Raw genomic sequence first — 19,224 nt, forward strand, 5'->3', positions numbered from 1 at the left:
TTCCGAGAGGTGGTCAAACGTGGCTAAAGACGAGAAGAAAAGCAAAGATGACGCTTCGAAAGCCAGCAAGGACTTGAAAGACAAAAAGTCCTCGCCGGACAAGAAGTCTGCGGCGGCCTCGGCGCTTTCCAAGTCTTCCGACAAGAAAGACAAGAAGAAAGACGCCGAACCGAAGAAGTCTGCAAAAAAAGCCGATAGCAAGCCGGAAAAGGCCAAGGATTCCAAAAAGGCAGACAAGCCGGCAAAAAAGAAAAAGTGATCGCTGCAACTCGCTAGGGCTCTACGCCCTAGCTTCCCTCAAAGCTTGTTTTCAAGCCGTTTCTTCAACCCTGCGCGCGCCCCCCAACGAATCACGCTGCATCGACTGCAGGTTTTTCTCGATGGTTTCGCACAGGGCTTCCATCTGGATCTGGTGCTCGCTGTGGCGAAACGGGCTTTGCAGATCGGTGCCAATGCGTTCGATGGCCAGCAGCATGAAGCCCACCACGGTCGAGGCGAGCGGGGTGAACCAGCCCAGCGATTCCACCAACCCCACCGGCACGATCAGGCAGAACAGCGAGATAAACAGGCGCGGGAAGTAAACGTAAGGGTAGGGCAGCGGGGTATTGGCGATCCGTTCCATTCCGCCCTGGCTGTTGGACAGCTCGACCATCGTCGATTCCAGCCGTGCCAGACGAATGCTGTCCAGGCGCCCGGCCTTGTATTCTCGGGCCAGCAAGGACGCGGAACCGGTAAGGATGTCGTTGGCAAAGTTGTTGGTGGTGCCGCTGCGGGCGAATTCATCTGCCGGGATGAACGCGCGGACTTCCTCCGGGCAAGGCTGGCCCCTCAGGTGCGCCGCGAGGCAATTGACATACGCCACATGGCGGCGCAACAGCGTCGCTTTCAGCGGATTCACTTCGTTATCGGGGTCATCCAGCAGCGTCAGCACCTGCCGGGCGAAGCTGCGGGAGTTGTTGATCATCATGCCCCACAGCGTTCGCGCTTCCCACCAACGGTTGTAGGCGCTGCTGTTGCGGAAACTGATCAGTACCACCAGCGCCGAACCGAGCAATGTCAGAGGCATCAGCGGCAGGTTGATCTTGGCGTTGAGGAACAACATGAAATCGACGGTGACGGCGATGTCCCAGAGCAACAGCCAGAACAGCGACCAGCCCACATAGCCCATGGTCTTGATGATCAGACGGTATTTTTTGACGATGGCAGCTTTCAAACGGGAACCTCGTGGCGAGCGGTAAGCGTTAACGCCTTAGCTCGGACGCTGCTTCGGGGGTAAAGGTTCGGTGTTGACCGAGCAACTTGGTTACGACAATTTGCGGGCAATAAAAAACCCGGCAATCACGCCGGGCTTCTTATTGCCTGAAGTTTCGCCAGAAGGCTCAGAGCGAAGCTTTAACCTGCAAGCCAAACACCAACGCATTGTCGATGTTCTGCCCGGAAAACGCGCCCGGTTCGATGATGTATTGCATGTTCGGACGCAATGTCAGCCAAGGCGTGGCCTGATAGCCGTAGCCGAGTTCGATCAACTGCTCGCCACTGTCCAGGTTCGGAAACTGCGTGCCGTTGGCCATGGCGGCGTCCTGCTGCACGTCGCGGCTGCGCGGGTTAGGCACAGCGCGGCCGTAACCCAGAGCGACGGTGTCACGCGGCCGACCTTCGAACGGTTTGTACAACACCAGACCAGTGCCGTACCACTTGCTGAATGGCGATGCCGCTTCGCTGGCCGCCGAGTATTGGCCGAAGGCGTGCAGACTGCGCCCCTCGGAGGTTGGCGAACTCCAAACGGCCTGATCGATCAGCAGGTAATGCCCGCCACGGCCGGAGACTTCTTTGTCGCTGCCGATGCGTTTTACATTGGAGCTGTCGTAGTAGTAACCAACCTTGTATTCGCCGGGCAATTCACCCGCGTGCTTGTACACCAGCTCGATCGGCACCACGGTGCCGGTGGTGTGTTTCGGGCCCAGATGCCAGGCGCGGCTGGAGTTGCCGTTGCTCTCGGGATCGACGTTGAACGCGGCCACGCGCAGTTGCCACGAGGACGACAAGTCGTATTTCACCCGCACACCCAAGTGCGCGTTGGGGTAGTTGGTCCAGCCGCTGCCGCCGGACATGTTCAGCGGATGGCCGCAGAAACCAGCGTTCATGAAGTTGCACAGGATGCCGCTGTCGAGGCCGCCGAGGTCGTTGCCCATGGCCATATAACCCAGTTTCACGTTGAGCGCCGGGGTGAACAGGCTGCGCTCGTAACTGAGTTCGGTCAGGCGGGTGTAGAGGCCGCCGTAGTTTTCCTGGATCGGCAGACGGTTGCCGACCAGGTCTTCCGAGGCGCTATTGCCGCGGCGGTCGTTGATGGTCAGTTGGACCTTGCCGGCGTTCTCAACGCCATACAACTTGCTCAGGTCGAACTGCGCGCCGAGCTTGATGTTCTGCGAGTAACGGCCGGAGCGGTGCAAGCCGCCATCGGCGTTGTAAGCCATTTCCCCGGTGTAATCGCCGGTGAATTTGATCCCGTCTTCGTCCATCTGATGCCGCAGACCGCCCCAATCGCCGGTCAGGGTGTTGCGGGTCAACAGGTTCGAATCGGTATCGGCGAAGGCGGGCAGGGTGGTGCAGGTCAGGCCCAACAGCACGCCGTTGACCCAGCCGTTACGAGTAAAACCAAACATGGAGATCTTCCTGCTCAAATCTGTAGCGCTATCGGAAAGCGGCGCGGCACCCTCAGGTGCCGCGCGCAAAAAGAAAGCGCCCGTGTTCAGCACGGGCGCTGCGGCTTACGGCAAGGCGTAGGCCATCACGTAGTCGCCGCGATCGGTCGACTGACGTGCACCACCGGCGGTGACGACGATGTACTGCTTGCCGGTTTTCGGCGAAACGTAGGTCATCGGGCCGCCCTGACTGCCAACCGGCAGACGCGCTTTCCAGATTTCTTCGCCATTGGCGCTGTTGAAGGCGCGCAGATAGAAGTCCTGGGTGCCGGCAATAAAGATCAGGCCACCTTGGGTCGACAGGGTGCCACCGAGTGTCGGCAGACCGATCTTGATCGGCAGGTGCATGCGAATGCCCAGGGGACCTGTGTCTTCAACGGTGCCGACCGGAACCTGCCAGGCGACTTTCTGTGTCTTCATGTCAATGGCGGTCAGCGTGCCGAACGGTGGAGCCTGGCAAGGAATGCCGGCCACCGACAGGAAGCGGTTTTTGTTCACCGCGTATGGCGTGCCTTTGAGCGGTACCGCGCCCATGCCGGTGTTCAACGCCTCGCCACCAGAGGAGGCCTGCGCCTTGTTCTGCGACGGGATCATCTGAATCCACAGACCCAGGCGCATGTCGTTGACGAAGATGAAACCGTGCACCGGGTCAGTGGAGATGCTGCCCCAGTTCATGCCACCCAGCGAACCCGGGAAGCTCAGCGATTTGTCAGTGCCCGGTGCGGTGTACAGGCCGTCGTAACGCATCGATTTGAAATCGATGCGGCACAGCAACTGGTCGTACGGGGTGGCGCCCCACATGTCCGATTCAGTCAGGTGCTGGGCACCGATTTGCGGCATGCCCACCGATTTTGGCTGGGTTGGCGAGTACGGTTCGTTCGGGATGTTGGCGGCTTTGACCGGGACCTCTTTAACCTCGGTCAACGGTTTGCCGGTGGCACGATCGAGCACGTAGATCTGCCCGGCCTTGGTGCCGATGACCAGCGCCGGAACGGTTTTGCCGTCCTTGGTGAAGTCGATCAGGCTCGGCTGCATCGGCAGGTCGAAGTCCCAGAGATCGTTGTGCACGGTCTGGAACACCCAGCGTTCATCACCGGTGGTGGCGTCCAGCGCGAGGATCGAGGCGCCGTAGGTGTGATCGAGTTTGCTGCGCTCGACACCATAGATGTCGGTGGACGAGCTGCCCATCGGCAGGAACACGGTGTTGGTCGCCGGATCGTAGGACATCGGCGCCCAGCTGTTCGGCGTGCTGCGCACATAGGTGCTGCCTTCGGCCGGGGCCTTTTTATCCTGCGGGTTGCCCGGGTCGAAGGCCCAGCGCATGGCGCCAGTGATCACGTCAAAACCACGGATCACGCCGCCCGGCATGTCGGTCTGTACGTTGTCGGCGACACGACCGCCGACCACCACAGTGGTGCCGGCCATCAACGGCGCGGAGGAGAGCTGGTAGTAGCTGTCCGGCACATCGCCGAGACCGGCCTTCAGATCAACCTGGCCGTTGTTGCCGAAACCCTGGCAGAACTCGCCAGTGTCGGCATCGACCGCGATCAGGCGGGCATCGATGGTGTTGGTCAGCAGACGGCGCTGGCAATTGGCAGCCGGCGCAGGCTTGGCTTCGATGATGCTCGAGTTGCTTGGCTGAGCGATGCTCTTGGTCGCATCGAAATAGGCCATGCCACGGCAGCGCTGCCAGACTTTGGATTTGGCGTTGATCGCGTTCTTCCACAGCTCTTTGCCGGTGTCGGCATCCAGCGCGATCAGGTTGTTGTGCGGGGTGCAGATGAACACCTTGTTGCCGATCTGCAACGGGGTGAGCTGGTCTTCGGCACCGTTGCCATCGCTCTCGGCGACGTCACCGGTGTGGTAGGTCCACGCCACTTTCAGCTTGTCGACGTTGTTGCGGTTGATCTGGTCCAGCGCAGCAAAGCGGCTGCCGCCTTCGGTATTGCCGTAGTGCGCCCAGTCTTTTTGCGCCTTGTCTGGCTCAACCGGGGTCAGGCCCGGGCCAGTGCCGGTGGCAGCGACGGTCGGGTGCGCAACGAACATGTTGCCGGCAGCCACCGCCAGTCCCACGGCCAGGACAGCGGCAACGCCGTAAGCGCCACGACCCGGAACACCACCGTTGGCACGCTTGAGCAGCGGGTAGACCAGCGTCACCGCCAGACCCACGGCGCTGAACATGAACAGACGCGAGAATACTGGCCAGAACACCAGCCCGGCATCGCTCACCGCCCAGATCGCTGTCCCCACCAGAAATGCCGCAAACAGCCAGGCGCCCGCAGTCTTGAAGCGAGCGATCAGCAGACCGGAAACGGCCATCACCAGACCACCCACGAGGAAGTACCACGACCCTCCCAGGCTGACCAGCTTCACTCCGCCAGCCGCAAGTGCCAGGCCGAGCAGGGCGATGATCACCCCCAGCCCGACCAGAATGAATTTTGATATACCCGAGAGGCGTTGACTCTGCTTCACGTTGAATGTCCCGTTGAAATGAGGCGTGCATTATATAGATAGGTAACTACCTAGTTAAATCACTAATTCAGTAATGAACTGTTGTTCATTGCGAAATTCCCGTCCTGAGCGGGGACCTGCGCTTTCAAGGGCCTGGAAAGATATTTTGAATGCCTGCAAATAAGCCTTTTTGTCAGAAAAAATGGGAGTTATGACAGCTGTCGTCATCAACCACGATTATTGCGCAGAATCGAAAAATTCAACGCTGCCGCCACACACAGCCAGGCCAGATACGGAAACAGGATCAACCCGGTGATCAAATCCAGGCGCAAGGTCATAATTACCATCGCCGCGACCACCAGCCACAGCACCAGCAGAATCACCATGGCAGCCGCCACCTGATGTGCGCCGAAGAACACCGGCGTCCACAACGTGTTCAAGGCAATCTGCGCTGCCCACAGCGCCAGGACCGTCTGACTGCCAGGAATCAGGCTCAAGCGATAGCCGGCCCAGGCCAGCAGTAGATAGATAATCGTCCAGGCCACCGGAAACGCCCAGTTGGGTGGGGTGAATCCGGGTTTGTTAAGCCCTTCGTACCATTGACCGGGTTTGAAAATCACCCCGGTACTTGCTGCAGCGCCGCACGCGATCAGAAAAATCAGAAAAGTCACCATTTATCACTCCTTGGCCGCAGCCACTCTGTCTGGGGTTATAGCGCCGCAACGGTCGCTCATTCGGATTTCATCGCCATCAGGTCACTGACCCGCGCCACCAGCGTGTCGACGGCAAACGGCTTGGTCAGCACCTGCATGTCCGGGCCCAACTGACCGGCGCCAATCACCGCGTTTTCTGCGTACCCGGTAATGAACAGGGTCTTGAGGTTCTGGCGGATTTCCCGGCCGGCATCGGCGAGTTGTCGACCGTTCATGCCACCCGGCAAGCCGACGTCGGTGATCAGCAAGTCGATGTGAATGTCCGAGCGCAACATCTTCAGCCCGACCACACTGTCAGCAGCTTCTATCAAGGTGTAGCCGAGATCACCGAGTACATCCGTCAACAACGCGCGCACCGTAGGCTCGTCGTCCACCACCAGAATCGTCTCGCCTGCCTTGGGCAATGCCAACGGAGCAGCATCCCGGTCATCGTGGTTCGGCACCGGTTCACCATGATAACGAGGCAGGTAGATGCACATCTCGGTGCCATGGCCGACCTGCGAATGCACACGCACCTGGCCACCGGACTGCTTGGCGAAACCGTAAATCATCGACAGCCCCAGCCCCGTGCCCTGGCCCAGCGGTTTGGTGGTGAAGAACGGGTCGAAGGCTTTGGCGATGACATCCGCGGTCATGCCGGTGCCGGTATCGGTCACGCACAGGCACAGGTATTGGCCTTCGGGCATGTCCAGCGCGCGGGCAGTCTCGGAGTCCAGCGTACGGTTGGCCGTTTCGATGGTGATGCGCCCGCCGTCCGGCATGGCATCGCGGGCGTTGATGCACAGGTTTAGCAGGGCATTCTCCAACTGGCTGGCATCGACCAGCGTTGGCCAGAGCCCTGATGCGGCGCGGGTTTCCAGGACGATGCTGGGGCCGACCGTACGCTGGATCAGTTCGGTCATGCCGGTCATCAGCGTGTTGACGTCGGTTGGCCGCGGATCAAGGGTCTGGCGTCTGGAGAACGCCAGAAGGCGGTGGGTCAGGGCCGCGGCTCGCTTGACCGCGCCTTGTGCGGTCACCATGTACTTGTCGACTTCACCCAATCGGCCTTGGCTGATCCGCGCGCCCATCAACTCCAGCGCGCCGGAAATGCCGGCCAGCAGATTGTTGAAGTCATGCGCCAGGCCCCCGGTCAGTTGGCCGACGGCCTCCATTTTCTGCGACTGCCGCAGCTTCTCTTCGGCTTGCATCAACTCTGCGGTGCGCGATGATACGCGCTGCTCCAGCGTATCGTTGAGCGCACGCAACGCGGCGATGGCGCGGTCGCGCTCCGCTTCGACATTGCGCCGTTCCTCGACGTCGATCAGCACGCCGGGAAAGCGCAACGGCGTTCCATCATTGGCACATTCAACACGGCCGTTGGCCTCGATCCACTGGTACTTGCCGTCCGCGCGGCGCACCCGGTACTGATGGGAGTAGGCGCCACCACGGCCGATGGCTTCGCTGATCGCGGTGGTCAGTCCATCGCGATCTTCGGGATGCACGGTCGCCATCACTTGCTCGAGACTCAGCCCTTCACGGCCCAGCCCCGGATCGAGGTCAAACACCCGGGCGAACGCTTCATCCACGGCAAAGCGGTCGGTGGGCAGGTCCCAGTGCCAGGTGCCGATAATTGCGCCCGCCGCGAGCGCCAGTTGCACACGCTCGACGTTCTCCCGGGCAATCGCCTCGCTGGCACGCAAGCGCTCCTGGGCATCGCGCCGCTCAGTGACGTCGTTGAACAGGATCGCGATCTGCCGGTCGGCCGGATCGCCCACACGCACCGCGCGCACGTCGAACCAGCGTTCAAAGGTGTTGGCGTAATTTTCGAAGTTCGCGGGCTCACCAGTTTTGGCCACGTGGCCGTAGGTTTCGAACCAGAAACTTTCTAGATTGGGCGCGAACTCGGTCACCCATTTGCCGCGCAAGTTGACCCCGCACTGGCGTTCGAATGCCGGGTTGGCTTCGACGAAGTAGTAGTCGACGGGTTTATCCTCGGCGTCGAATTTGACCTTGACGATAGCGAACGCGGACTCGATGGTCTCCAGAATCGTGCTGAAGCGTTCTTCACTCTTGCGCAGCGCGGTTTCGGCGCTACGCGAGCGAGTCAGGTCGAGCATCGCGCCGATCATGCGTTCGGCCTGGCCGGCGGTATTGCGAATCAAGTGGCCGCGATCGAGCACCTCGGCATACGAGCCGTCTTCGCAGCAGAATCGATATTCGGCGCTCCACGTCGTGCCATCGCCGTCGATGGCCGCGCGGATCGAAGCCTGCACCCTGGCCCGATCCTGCGGATGGATCCGGGCAAACCGCCAGTCACCGCTGCAATCAAGGTTCTCCAGCTCGAAACCGTAAGCCTGTTGCAGGGCCTCGTTCCAGATGATCTGGTTGGTTTGCAGATCCCAGTCCCAGACAGCATCGCTGGTGGCCTTGACGGCCAGTCGATAGCGCTCCTGAGTGTCGGCCATCGCACGGACGATCAGATGCTCTCGAGTGCGGTCGCGCAGGATTTTCACAAAGCCCAGGTGAGTCTGATTTTCATCGTAGAGCGGCATCAGCTCACCCGAAGCCCAGAACAGTTCACCGTCCTTGCGCAGATGCCAACGCTCATCGTAAGCACGCCCCTCGACGAGGGCGCGTTGCATTTCCTGTTCGACCCGCCCGGCGGCGCGATCCTCTGGGGTGAAAAAACACGCCACACTCTGTCCGCGAACTTCCTCGGCAGCCCAACCCAGTACGTTGGTGGCGCCTGAGTTCCACTCGGTGATCCGCCCGGCGGGGTCGGTGACGACCATCGCGAAATCGATCGCGCACTCGAAAACCGCGCGCTGGCGAGCTTCGCTGCGGGCGAGCGCAGTTCGGCTGGCTTGCAATTGCGCCGCCATGTCTTGCTCGATACCGATGTCGCGTGTATCGCCCCGGGCACTCTCAAGCGCCGCCCGCAATCGTGTTACTTCGGCCTCAAGCGCTTCGCGATCAAGATGTTTGAGGATGTCCATCACACCTGCTTTGTTGGATTTTTTAGGGGCTGGTTTGAAAAAGCGCATGCATACAGCCGGCGCAACAGCGGTCGGACACTGACGATGTTTTTCATGCCATTCATCCGTTGACAGGGCGCGCTGTGGTTAAGTTTCACTGCCCGCGCGCGACCGTACCAGGCAAATGTTCATTTTCAGATCGACTCGCCATTATCCAGGCGCGCCAACAGGTTCTGCCCGCGTTGCCACAGCGCGTCCTGCTTGGCTTGCGGCATGCGGTCCAGGTTCTTGTACATCATCGCCATGCGCTGATTGCCGCGCAGCAGATCACCGTTGCGCATCAGGAAATGCCAGTACAACGCATTGAACGGGCAGGCATTGTCCGCCGTGCTTTCGCTGACCTTGTAGGCGCAACCTCGACAGTAGTCGGACATGCGATTGATGTATTGGCCACTGGCGCAATAAGGTTTGGAACCGAGATAACCGCCATCGGCGTGCATGACCATGCCCAGCGTGTTGGGCAGCTCGACCCAGTCGAAGGCGTCCATGTAGATGGCCAGATACCACTCACAGATCTGGCTCGGCGCGATGCCGGCGAGCAGGGCGAAATTGCCGGTGACCATCAACCGCTGAATGTGGTGCGCGTAGGCATGCTGCAGACTCTGGCCGATGGCCTGGCGCATGCAGTTCATCTGCGTAGCACCGGTCCAGTAGAACTCGGGCAATGGCCGGCTGTTGCCGAATGCATTGCCCAGTGCGTAGTCCGGCATTTTCAGCCAGTACACGCCTCGCACATATTCACGCCAGCCGATCAGTTGCCGAATGAAGCCTTCGGCGGCATTCAGGGCAATCCTTCCTGACCAATAGGCCGATTCGACATCGCTGCACAGCTGTCGCAAATCCAGCAGGCCAATGTTGAGTGCGGCGCTGATCCGCGCATGAAACAGGAAGGGTTCATCACTGGCCATGGCGTCCTGATAGTCGCCGAATCCTGCCAGACCATAATCCAGAAAGTATGCCCACAGCGCCTGCGCGTCGGCATGGGTGACCGGGTAGTTGAAGTCGTCGAGTGCGCCGTAGTGCTGGCTGAAGCGCGCCTTCACCAACGCAAGCACTTCACGGGTGATGGCGTCGTTGCTGAAGCGGACCGGGTAGGGCGCCTTCACGCCTTTGGGCAGGGCCTTGCGATTCTCCGCATCGAAGTTCCACGCGCCGCCCACCGGCGTGCCGTCGCCGTTGAGTAGCAAGCGACTCTTGCGGCGCATCTCGCGATAAAAGAACTCCATGCGCAACTGCTTTTTGCCGGCAGCCCAAGCGGCAAACTCGGCACGACTGCACAGAAAACGCGTGTCGGCGTGCCAATAAACGGGCAGACCACAGTCCTTGATCGACTGCTCCAGTCGCCAGTCCCCGCACTCGGTGATGTGCACTTCCTCGGCCTGCAGCCGCTGTTGCCAACGCTGTAATTCCCCCGGCACTGAACCGCTGTTGTGCGGATCATCCAGGCTCACATATTCGACACGAACGCCCTGGTCTCGCAGTGCCTGTGCGAAATGACGCATGGCGCTGAAGATCAAGGCAATCTTTTGCGGGTGGTGCGGCACATGGCTGGCTTCTTCCATGACCTCGACCAGCAGCACGGTGTCGCGCTCGCTATCGAGCGTCTGTAAGGAAGCCAGATCGAAGGACAATTGATCGCCCAGCACCAGGCACAACCGACGATTCTGGTTCATTCAGTGCGATCCGGCAGCATTCGTTTCATAACGGTGTGGTCAGCGAAAACGGAATGCGCAGTTCTTCGACCGGGTCTGCATCACGCCCGCACATTTCGTCGTGCACGCATTGCTGCACCAACACGCAAGGGAATGCCGGCACGGTCTGCAGCAAGTCACGCAGATGGGTGATTGAACGCAAGTGCATCGGTTTCGCCGCGTCGTCGAGCAAGGTGAACTGGCCGTGATCCAGGCGGATGCGGGCCAGGTAAAAACCACCTTCAAGCGACAGCAGTTCCAGCTCACGTATTTCGCTGTTGGCCGCACGCTCGGTCAGGGTTTGCAGATTCATGCTTCACTCCTTGCCTACCAGGGCAGGCGTTGTCCATCGTAGGCAAAGAAATGGCCGCTGTCGGCCGGCGTCAACTGGTCAATCAGGTTCAGTAACTGGTCTGCGGCAACGTCTGCCGGGCGGGCGCTGGCAGCGCCGCGAAAAGGTTGCGACAACCCCGACACGACCGTGCCCGGGTGCAGACTCAGCAAGCGGCTGTGCGGGCGGGTGCGAGCGAGTTCGATGGCGGCGGTCTTGATCAGCATGTTCAGTGCTGCCTTTGAAGCGCGATACGAGTACCAGCCACCCAAACGGTTGTCGCCGATGCTTCCGGCCTTTGCCGAGAGCATCGCCATTGCTCCTTGAGGGTCGAGCAGCGGCAAAAAATGCCGCAACACCAATGCCGGCCCCAACGTGTTCACTTGAAACACGGCTTGCAGCGCATCCGCTTCGATCGCGCTGTAGCTTTTTTCCGGCTTGATCCGGTCGCGATGCAGCAACCCGGCGGCGTGCACGATCAACTGATAGGGCGCTTCTGCTGCCAATTCGGCGGCGGCGCTGGCGATCGTTTCCGGTTGCTCCAGATCCAGTGCCGGAACGGTATTGCGCCCCAGCTCGCGAACCGCGGCACATCGCGAGTCCTGACTGAGCTGTTCGCAAAATGCGCGACCAATGGCTCCACTCGCGCCGATCACCAGCGCGCGATAACCGTCGCCCAGGGAGGCCATGGTGAACCCGCTGTTCACTGTGTTTCCCCCGCGCCCTGGCGACGGAAGAACAAGGTCACCTGGCCGACTTCAACACCGAGCTTGGACATGCTGGTGCGGTTGATCAGCGTGTCCTCATCCATCTGGTACATCCAGTCGTCCATGCTCATTTCATAGGTCGAGCCATCGACCGGCAGATTCAGGTGATAACGCCAGTGCAACGCATTGCCGGCGACCTGGCCTGTGGCGACACCCACCACGTCACCCGCACGACCGCTCCAGCGTCCCTGGCCCTCCGGCGTCAGGGTCCAGACGCGACGTTGGCGCGTGCCGTCGCTGTACAGGAAGTGCTCATCGAGAATCAGGTTGTCGCCTTCACGATGGCTGACGATGTTGACCTCGAAACGCTTGACCACTTCCCCGGAGCGCTTCTGAAACATCCCCCAGGCTTTCACGGGTTTGCTGAAAAAGCGCTGCAGATCCAACGCCGGTTGCTGATCCGCATAGCGGGCGACATCCACGCTGCCGCAGCTCGCAACGCCGAGTACCAGAGCCAGTAAGAGCACAAGTCGGGCCATTGCCGTTCTCCCTGAGTGCACAGGTATGGAGGGTGAAGTTGGGAATATCGTGCTTGTACAGTGGGTTTGTCGTGTACAGGTTTATTGCACCTGTCGAAGGTCGGAAATCAACTTCGCCGCCCGATCAATTGCAGGAACTCCTGGCGCGTCGTGGAGCTGTCGCGAAAGGCGCCGAGCATCACCGATGAGGTCATGATCGAGTTCTGCTTTTCCACGCCGCGCATCATCATGCACATGTGTCTTGCTTCAATGACCACGGCCACCCCGGCTGCATCGGTGATCTGCTGGATCGCCTCGGCGATTTGCCGGGTGAGGTTTTCCTGGATCTGCAAACGACGGGCGAACATGTCCACCACACGCGCTACCTTCGACAGCCCCAGCACTCGGCCGGTGGGGATGTACGCCACGTGCGCCTTGCCGATGAAGGGCAGCATGTGGTGCTCACACAGGGAATAGAGCTCGATGTCACTGACGATGACCATCTCATCGTTCTGCGACTCGAACAGCGCACCGTTGGTGACGTCTTCAAGGCTCATCGTGTAGCCATTGCACAGATACTGCATCGCTTTGGCCGCACGTTTGGGCGTATCCAGCAGGCCTTCACGCTCGGGGTCTTCGCCGACGCCGATGAGGATTTCACGGTAATGGCTGGCAAGTAGAGGATTCATTCAGGGTTCTCGCGGCGGTGCGGTGCGTGAGGGCCAATCCATAGCGGAAGAGTTGTACGCAATGAAGTGCTTTGTATAGGTTTTATTCAAGATAGGCTGAAAAAATCCACCTGACAATGAATCGGAGATCTTTTTTGTGCAGATGCGAGAACCTCACATCGCAGCGCGTGAGGTTGCGGGTGTAGCGGGGAGAAGAGGATGCGCTCCCGCGGAAATGGGAGCGCGGTGCGAATTGGCTGAATTATTCGCTGTAGGTCGGGTAATCCACATAGCCTTCGGCATTGCCGCCGTAGACCGTGGCGGGATTCAACGGATTGAGCGGCCAGCCATTGGCGATGCGCGCCGGCAGGTCCGGGTTGGCCATGAACGGACGACCGAAAGCCACCAGATCGGCCAGTCCCGACTCAAGCAATTGTGCGCCGGACTCAGCGTTGTAGCGCCCGGCATAGATGATCGCGCCACTGAAGGTGTCGCGCACTGCACGGCGGAAAGTCTGCGGCATCACGGGCGCGTCGTCCCAGTCAGCTTCGGCGATTGACAGGTAGGCAATGCCCACATCCTCAAGCACCTTGATCGCTTCGATATAAGTGGTGTGCGGGTCTTCTTCCACCATGCCCAGATAGGTGCGCGCTTCATCGGTGGTGGTGAACAATGGCGCGAACCGCACGCCGACTTTCTCCTTGCCGATGCACTCGGCGACACCCGATACCACTTCGCGCAGAAAACGCAGGCGATTGTGCAGCGAGCCACCGTACTGATCGGTGCGCACATTGCTGTGGGCAGAAATGAACTGGTTCACCAGATAGCCGTTGGCACAGTGCAGTTCGATCCCGTCGAAGCCGGCGTCCATCGCATTGCGCGCCGCCTGAATATAAAGCTGAACCAGTTCCTGGACTTCATCGGTGCTCAGCGCTCGCGGCGCGGAGGGTGTAACCAGCTCGCCAGCACCCGGCGCGGTTTCGATGAATACGCTGACACGCTCGGTGGCGATGGCAGAAGCTGAAACGGGTGCCGCGCCATCGGGCTGCAACGCGGTATGGGACACACGTCCGACGTGCCAAAGCTGCGCGAATATCACGCCGTCCTTTGCATGCACCGCTTCGGTGACCTTACGCCATCCGGCAATTTGTTCAGGGGTGTGAATGCCAGGCGTCCAGGCGTAGCCCTGACCGCGAGGCTCGATCTGCGTACCTTCGGTGACCAGCAGACCGGCGCCGGCACGTTGCTGGTAATACTCGGCCATCAAGGCGTTGGCGACATTGCCCGGTTGTGTGCTGCGCTGGCGGGTGAGGGGAGGCAGGACAATGCGGTTCTTCAGGGTGTGCAGGCCCAGTTTGACGGGGGTGAAGTAAGGGCTGTTTTTCATGTAATTCCTGTTTTGGTTTTATTAGACCAGTCGACTAGTAATGCGGTAAAAAAACACCGTGCGTCACGCGCACGGTGTCTGGGGCGCTGGACGGCTCAGGCCAACAGTTTCAGCAGTTTTTCAGCGACGGCTGCCGAGCTGGCAGGGTTTTGACCCGTCACCAGTTGACCATCGGTCACCACGTGAACCTGCCAGTCAGCCACTTTGGAGTAACGCCCACCGAGACGCTGAAATTCGTCTTCGATCAGGAACGGCACGACATCCGTCAGGCCCACAGCGGCTTCTTCAGCATTGGTGAAACCGGTGACGTCCCGGCCTTGAATCAACGGTTTGCCATCGGCAGCCACCACGTGACGCAGAACGCCCGGTGCATGGCAGACAAAACCGTGAGGTTTGTTGCTGCGGTCGAAGGCTTCGATCAAGGCGATCGAGTGTTGGTCTTCGGCCAGATCCCACAGCGGGCCATGGCCACCGGGATAAAACACGGCATCGAAATCGTCAGCGCTGACATCCGCCAGGCGCCCGGTATTGGCCAGTGCCTTTTGGGCAGCAGGGTCCTTGCGGAAACGGTCGGTTTCAGCGGTCTGTGCATCAGGCTCATCACTTTTCGGATCGAGCGGTGGCTGACCGCCGGCCGGCGATACCAGGGTGATCTGCGCACCGGCATCCTTGAAGGCGTAGTAGGGAGCTGCGAACTCTTCGAGCCAGAAGCCGGTTTTCTTGCCGGTGTTGCCAAGTTGATCGTGGGAAGTCAGAACCATCAAGATTTTCATAGAGCGCCCTGTGTTGGTCTGGTGTCCTCGACGGGTTCGTCTGCGACACCTCGGGAGGAGTGACGGGCACAGAATAGGTTTATATTAGACCGGTCGTCTAGTAAATTTTTGCGACCGTGTCCCCGAGTGGTCACTGTGGCAAACTGCTGCTCATCAGAAATATACGACTGGTCTAATGTTTGGTATTTTGCGCCCCATGAAACCGACCTACGACGATACTCGCCAACACTTGCTCGACACTGGCCACCGCATGATGGCCGAAAAGGGCTTCACCAGCGTTGGCCTGAGCGAGATCCTGCAGACCGCCGGTGTGCCCAAAGGCTCGTTCTATCACTATTTCAAATCCAAAGAACTCTACGGGCAGGCGCTGCTCGAGGATTACTTTGTCGGCTACCTCGCAGACATGGAACGACGCCTGACACTGCCTGGGCTCAACGCTTATGAGCGGCTGATGGATTACTGGCAGGGCTGGCAGAATCGTTGCACCCTGGAAGGCCATGGCGATGAGTGCCTGGTGGTGAAGTTGAGTGCGGAAGTCGCCGACCTGTCCGAGTCAATGCGACTCACGCTGCGTGACGGCGCCGAGCGCATCGTTGCGCGCATCACGACGTGCCTGGAAGAAGGGCAACTGGATAAAAGTCTGCCGGTTACCGACGCTCGCCAACTGGCAGAAACTCTTTATCAACTCTGGTTGGGCGCCAGTTTGTTGAACAAGCTGCAGCGCACGGGGCAATCGTTGCAGACGTCGATGGTGATGACGAAACGGCTTCTGCAAAACTGAGGACAACAAAGGCTTATAGCGATTTTAACCACGCGCCCCCCTGCATCGTTACGAGCAGGCCGTGTGGTCGGCTTCGCCATGATCTCTGGCCCATCTCAAGGAATAAAGCGATAACCCACCCCTGTTTCCGTCACCAGATGCCGTGGCTGGGACGGATCCACCTCGACTTTTTTGCGCAAACCACCCATGAATACACGCAAGTAAGGGGTGTCGGTGGTATGCGAGGGGCCCCATACCGCCTTCAGTAATTGCAGGTGGGTCAGGACCCGATCAGGGTGCGAGCACAGATGCACCAGCAAGCGGTATTCCAGCGGGGTCAGATGCAATGGCGCGCCGTTGCGTTCGACGACACGTCGTTCAACATCGATGCGCACTTCGCCGAAGCTGAACACCGAGTTGTTTTCGGCATCCTTGGCTTGTCTGCGCAGCAACGCCCGGACGCGGGCCAGAAGCTCTCCGGTGCCAAACGGCTTGACCAGATAATCGTCGGCACCGGTGTCCAGGGCCAGGATCTTGTCGGACTCCGCTCCGCGCGCCGACAGCACGATGATGGGCACCGGTGACCAGTTGCGCACATCGCGAATCAGATCGATACCGTCACCGTCGGGCAAGCCAAGGTCGAGCACGATCAGATCGGGGCGGCGCGTTCCCGCGTCGACGAGACCTCGGTGAAAGGTGTCGGCCTCATGCACTTCCAGACCTTCGGCTTGCAGGGCCATACGCACGAATCGGCGTATTTCCTTCTCGTCTTCAATGATCAGAACACGGGGCAATGATTCGCTCATGGCTGCTCCTCGTCACTGCGTTGCGCAAGGGTTTCGATATCCGGCGGCGTTTCAAGGGGCAGGCGCAAGGTAAAACAGGCTCCGCCTTCGGGCCGCGTCACGCCTTCGATCGTCCCGCCATGGGCGTGCGCAACGGCTCTGCAGATGGCCAGGCCCAAACCGACACCGGGGATCGCACTTTCCTTTTTGCCGCGCATGAATTTATTGAAAATGTCCTCTTCGTGGCCGTAGGGCAAGCCCGGCCCCTTGTCGGCAACCCAAAGCTCGAAGTGGTCTGACGTGGCCCTGGCCCCCAGATCAATGGGGGTGTTGGCTGGCGTGTATTTGATGGCGTTCTCAATCAGGTTGATCAGGATGCGCTCGATCAGCACCGCATCGATGAAAACCGGGGGCAGATCGTCGTCCAGTGCGACGTGCACCGACCGTTCGCCGAGCGTCGGCGCAATGGCTCGCAGCGCGCTACCGACCACGTCTTCAATCAGCTGCCACTGGCGATTCAACTGGACCTTGCCAGACTCGAGGCGGGCCATGTCCAGCAGGTTGTTGACCAGCGTGTTCATGCGCAACGCCGATTCGCCTACGGCGCTGGCGATCTCGGCCGCTTCGGCGGGCAGGGGCGGATGAGTCAGCTTGAGCGCTTCGGCCAACCCGACCATCACCGAAAGCGGGGTTCGCAGATCGTGAGAGATGGCTGACAGCAACGAATTGCGTAGCCGTTCGGACTCCATTTGTACCGTGGTGTCCTGGGCGACGTGAATGTAGTGAATGCGCTCCAGCGAAATCGCCAGCAGGGAGGCGCAGGTGTCGAGCAGTCGTCGCTGCTCCGGTACCACCAGTCGCGTGGTATCGCGCGGTTGCACCGCCAGCACCCCGCGTACGCGCATGGGCGCCGAGAGCGGCAGGTACAGGGTTGGGCTGGAGGGCAGCGTGTCGGTGCCGTACCCGGCCGGTTCGGATTTGTCGAATGACCACTGGGCGATCGCAACGTCCACCAGTGGCGCCTCCCCGGTGATCAGCGGTGCCGCCAGCTTGTCGTGGTCATCGGCGACCAGCAGTGCCGAGCGGGCGCCGAATTCGGCGGAGAGAAATCGCGCGCCGATCTCGGCGACCTGCTCGGTCATCAGTGCTGCTGACAACAAGCGTGACATGTCATACAGCGCACGCATCCGGTCTTCGCGTCGCTGCGCAACCCGCGCCTGATACGTCAGGCCCGCAGTCATCTGGCCGATGACCAGCGCTACGACGAGCATGACGCTGAAGGTCACCAGATATTGAGCGTCAGCGAAGGCGAACGAAAAGCGCGGCGCGACAAAGAAAAAGTCGAACGAAGCCACCGAGACAAACGCCGCCAGAATCGCCGGGCCGCGTCCCAGGCGAACCGCTACCGCGACCACCGCGAGCAGGAAGACCATGACGATATTGGCTTGCTCGAACACATGCAGCATGGGCAACGCAATCACGGTCGTCGCCGCGCAGATCAGCACGCTCCAGGCATAGTCGCGCCAGACGACAGGACCGCTGCCGGTCTGGGTGCGAGTCTCGGTTGGCGCGTGTCGGTTGGCCGGAAGCGAGATTTGAATCACATCAAAGTCAGCGCCCAGTTCACCGATGCGCTCGGCCAGCGCTTTGCGCCAGAGTCGCCGCCGAGGATGTTCGTCGCGGCCCACCACGACTTTCGAGAGGTTGTACTGCCGGGCATATTTGACCAGTGTTTCGGCGATGTCCTGACCGGCCAGCGTGGCGATCTGCGCGCCCATCTCCTGCGCCAGCTTCAGGGTTGCCAGCATCCGCCGCCGCTTGGTCTCGGGCAGGCGCTGCAAGGCAGGCGTTTCGACGGTCACGGCGTGCCACGGCACATTCAACTGAGCCGCCAGACGGGCTGTTGAACGAACGATTTTCTCGGCCTGTTCATGCGGGCTCACGCAAGCGAGCAATGAGTCGCGCGTGCCCCAGACCGGTTTCACCGAACTGCTTTGGCGGTACTGCAGCATGTCGCTGTCGACGCGGTCGGCCGTGCGACGCAGCGCCAGTTCACGCAGGGCAATCAGGTTGCCTTTGCGAAAAAAGTTCTGCACCGCGCGCTCGGCCTGTTGCGGCAGGTACACCTTGCCTTCCTTCAAGCGCTGCAACAGATCATCGGGCGGCAAGTCGACGATGACCACTTCGTCGGCGTTGTCGAAGACATGGTCGGGCACGGTCTCCCAGACACGAATGCCAGTGATGCCGCCAACAATGTCGTTGAGGCTTTCCAGGTGCTGGACGTTCATGGTTGACCAGACATCGATCCCGGCGCTCAGCAACTCCTCAACGTCCTGCCAGCGTTTTGGATGACGGGAACCGACCACGTTGGAGTGAGCCAGTTCGTCAATCAGAATCAACCGGGGATGACGCTCAAGTGCAGCATCCAGGTCGAACTCGGTGACGGTACGCTGCTTGTCGACAACCTGTTTGAGCGGCAGCCGATCAAGCCCTTCGGTCAGCGCCTCAGTGTCGGCGCGACCGTGGGTTTCGATCACGCCAATCAGCACCTTGCTGTCCTGCAGTTTGACCGCATGCGCAGCAGCGAGCATGGCGTAAGTCTTGCCCACCCCGGCGCTGGCACCGAAGAAGATCTTCAAGCGGCCGCGTTCGGCTTGCGCGGCTTCTTCGCGAATCCGCGCCAGCAGCAGGTCGGGGTCAGGGCGTTGGTCGGCCATC

At 60.3% G+C, this 19,224-nt stretch carries 16 protein-coding genes; 2 read left to right on the forward strand and 14 right to left on the reverse strand.

Translation table 11 applies throughout. The features are described 5' to 3' along the window. Positions 1-19: 19 nt before the first annotated feature. Complete coding sequence (locus tag LCH64_RS02240; protein WP_103483556.1) at positions 20-259, forward strand: hypothetical protein; 240 nt, start codon at positions 20-22, stop codon at positions 257-259. Positions 260-310: 51 nt separating this feature from the next. Here LCH64_RS02240 and LCH64_RS02245 read toward each other — a convergent pair whose 3' ends face one another. The 12 genes from LCH64_RS02245 to LCH64_RS02300 all read right to left on the reverse strand — a co-directional run bounded on the left by LCH64_RS02245 (position 311) and on the right by LCH64_RS02300 (position 14,961). Continuing rightward, complete coding sequence (locus LCH64_RS02245; protein ID WP_226499357.1) at positions 311-1,213, reverse strand: bestrophin family ion channel; 903 nt, start codon at positions 1,211-1,213, stop codon at positions 311-313. 166 nt (positions 1,214-1,379) lie between these two features. Continuing rightward, the gene (locus LCH64_RS02250; protein WP_103483418.1) at positions 1,380-2,666 is read right to left on the reverse strand and encodes a carbohydrate porin; all 1,287 of its coding nucleotides are present in this window, start codon (positions 2,664-2,666) and stop codon (positions 1,380-1,382) included. 105 nt (positions 2,667-2,771) lie between these two features. Beyond that, the gene (locus LCH64_RS02255; RefSeq protein ID WP_226499358.1) at positions 2,772-5,177 is read right to left on the reverse strand and encodes a glucose/quinate/shikimate family membrane-bound PQQ-dependent dehydrogenase; all 2,406 of its coding nucleotides are present in this window, start codon (positions 5,175-5,177) and stop codon (positions 2,772-2,774) included. Between the two features lie 206 nt (positions 5,178-5,383). After that, on the reverse strand, positions 5,384-5,827 hold the full coding sequence (locus LCH64_RS02260; protein ID WP_226499461.1) for a TspO/MBR family protein: 444 nt from the start codon (positions 5,825-5,827) through the stop codon (positions 5,384-5,386). Between the two features lie 59 nt (positions 5,828-5,886). Beyond that, on the reverse strand, positions 5,887-8,847 hold the full coding sequence (locus tag LCH64_RS02265; RefSeq protein ID WP_226499359.1) for a PAS domain-containing protein: 2,961 nt from the start codon (positions 8,845-8,847) through the stop codon (positions 5,887-5,889). Positions 8,848-9,020: 173 nt separating this feature from the next. Beyond that, positions 9,021-10,559, reverse strand: coding sequence for a cryptochrome/photolyase family protein (locus tag LCH64_RS02270; protein WP_226499360.1), 1,539 nt, complete (start codon positions 10,557-10,559; stop codon positions 9,021-9,023). 25 nt (positions 10,560-10,584) lie between these two features. Then, positions 10,585-10,890 carry a DUF6482 family protein gene (locus LCH64_RS02275; RefSeq protein WP_003224897.1) on the reverse strand — a complete coding sequence of 102 codons (306 nt, stop codon included), beginning with the start codon at positions 10,888-10,890 and terminating at the stop codon, positions 10,585-10,587. A 14-nt stretch (positions 10,891-10,904) separates the two neighbouring features. Then, positions 10,905-11,615: an SDR family NAD(P)-dependent oxidoreductase gene (locus LCH64_RS02280; protein ID WP_226499361.1), complete on the reverse strand. Its 711-nt coding sequence runs from the start codon at positions 11,613-11,615 to the stop codon at positions 10,905-10,907. Further along, complete coding sequence (locus LCH64_RS02285) at positions 11,612-12,154, reverse strand: DUF3833 family protein (RefSeq protein ID WP_003224895.1); 543 nt, start codon at positions 12,152-12,154, stop codon at positions 11,612-11,614. The genes LCH64_RS02280 and LCH64_RS02285 overlap by 4 nt, the downstream gene beginning before the upstream one ends. A gap of 107 nt (positions 12,155-12,261) precedes the next feature. After that, positions 12,262-12,822, reverse strand: coding sequence for a GTP cyclohydrolase I FolE (gene folE / locus LCH64_RS02290; protein ID WP_226499362.1), 561 nt, complete (start codon positions 12,820-12,822; stop codon positions 12,262-12,264). Positions 12,823-13,063: 241 nt separating this feature from the next. Continuing rightward, the gene (locus tag LCH64_RS02295; RefSeq protein WP_226499363.1) at positions 13,064-14,188 is read right to left on the reverse strand and encodes an alkene reductase; all 1,125 of its coding nucleotides are present in this window, start codon (positions 14,186-14,188) and stop codon (positions 13,064-13,066) included. 95 nt (positions 14,189-14,283) lie between these two features. Next, the gene (locus LCH64_RS02300) at positions 14,284-14,961 is read right to left on the reverse strand and encodes a type 1 glutamine amidotransferase domain-containing protein (protein WP_226499364.1); all 678 of its coding nucleotides are present in this window, start codon (positions 14,959-14,961) and stop codon (positions 14,284-14,286) included. A 196-nt stretch (positions 14,962-15,157) separates the two neighbouring features. Between LCH64_RS02300 and LCH64_RS02305 the strand changes: the two genes are divergently transcribed. Next, the gene (locus tag LCH64_RS02305) at positions 15,158-15,742 is read left to right on the forward strand and encodes a TetR/AcrR family transcriptional regulator (RefSeq protein ID WP_226499365.1); all 585 of its coding nucleotides are present in this window, start codon (positions 15,158-15,160) and stop codon (positions 15,740-15,742) included. A gap of 95 nt (positions 15,743-15,837) precedes the next feature. Here LCH64_RS02305 and LCH64_RS02310 read toward each other — a convergent pair whose 3' ends face one another. Together LCH64_RS02310 and kdpD are read right to left on the reverse strand one after the other, a co-directional pair. Further along, entirely contained in the window at positions 15,838-16,527 is a 690-nt protein-coding gene (locus LCH64_RS02310; protein WP_103519821.1) for a response regulator, read from the reverse strand. After that, the gene (kdpD, locus tag LCH64_RS02315) at positions 16,524-19,223 is read right to left on the reverse strand and encodes a two-component system sensor histidine kinase KdpD (RefSeq protein WP_226499366.1); all 2,700 of its coding nucleotides are present in this window, start codon (positions 19,221-19,223) and stop codon (positions 16,524-16,526) included. The genes LCH64_RS02310 and kdpD overlap by 4 nt, the downstream gene beginning before the upstream one ends. Position 19,224 lies beyond the last annotated feature (1 nt).

The organism is Pseudomonas sp. MWU16-30322 (assembly GCF_020515535.1).
Lineage (GTDB): Bacteria > Pseudomonadota > Gammaproteobacteria > Pseudomonadales > Pseudomonadaceae > Aquipseudomonas > Aquipseudomonas fluorescens_H.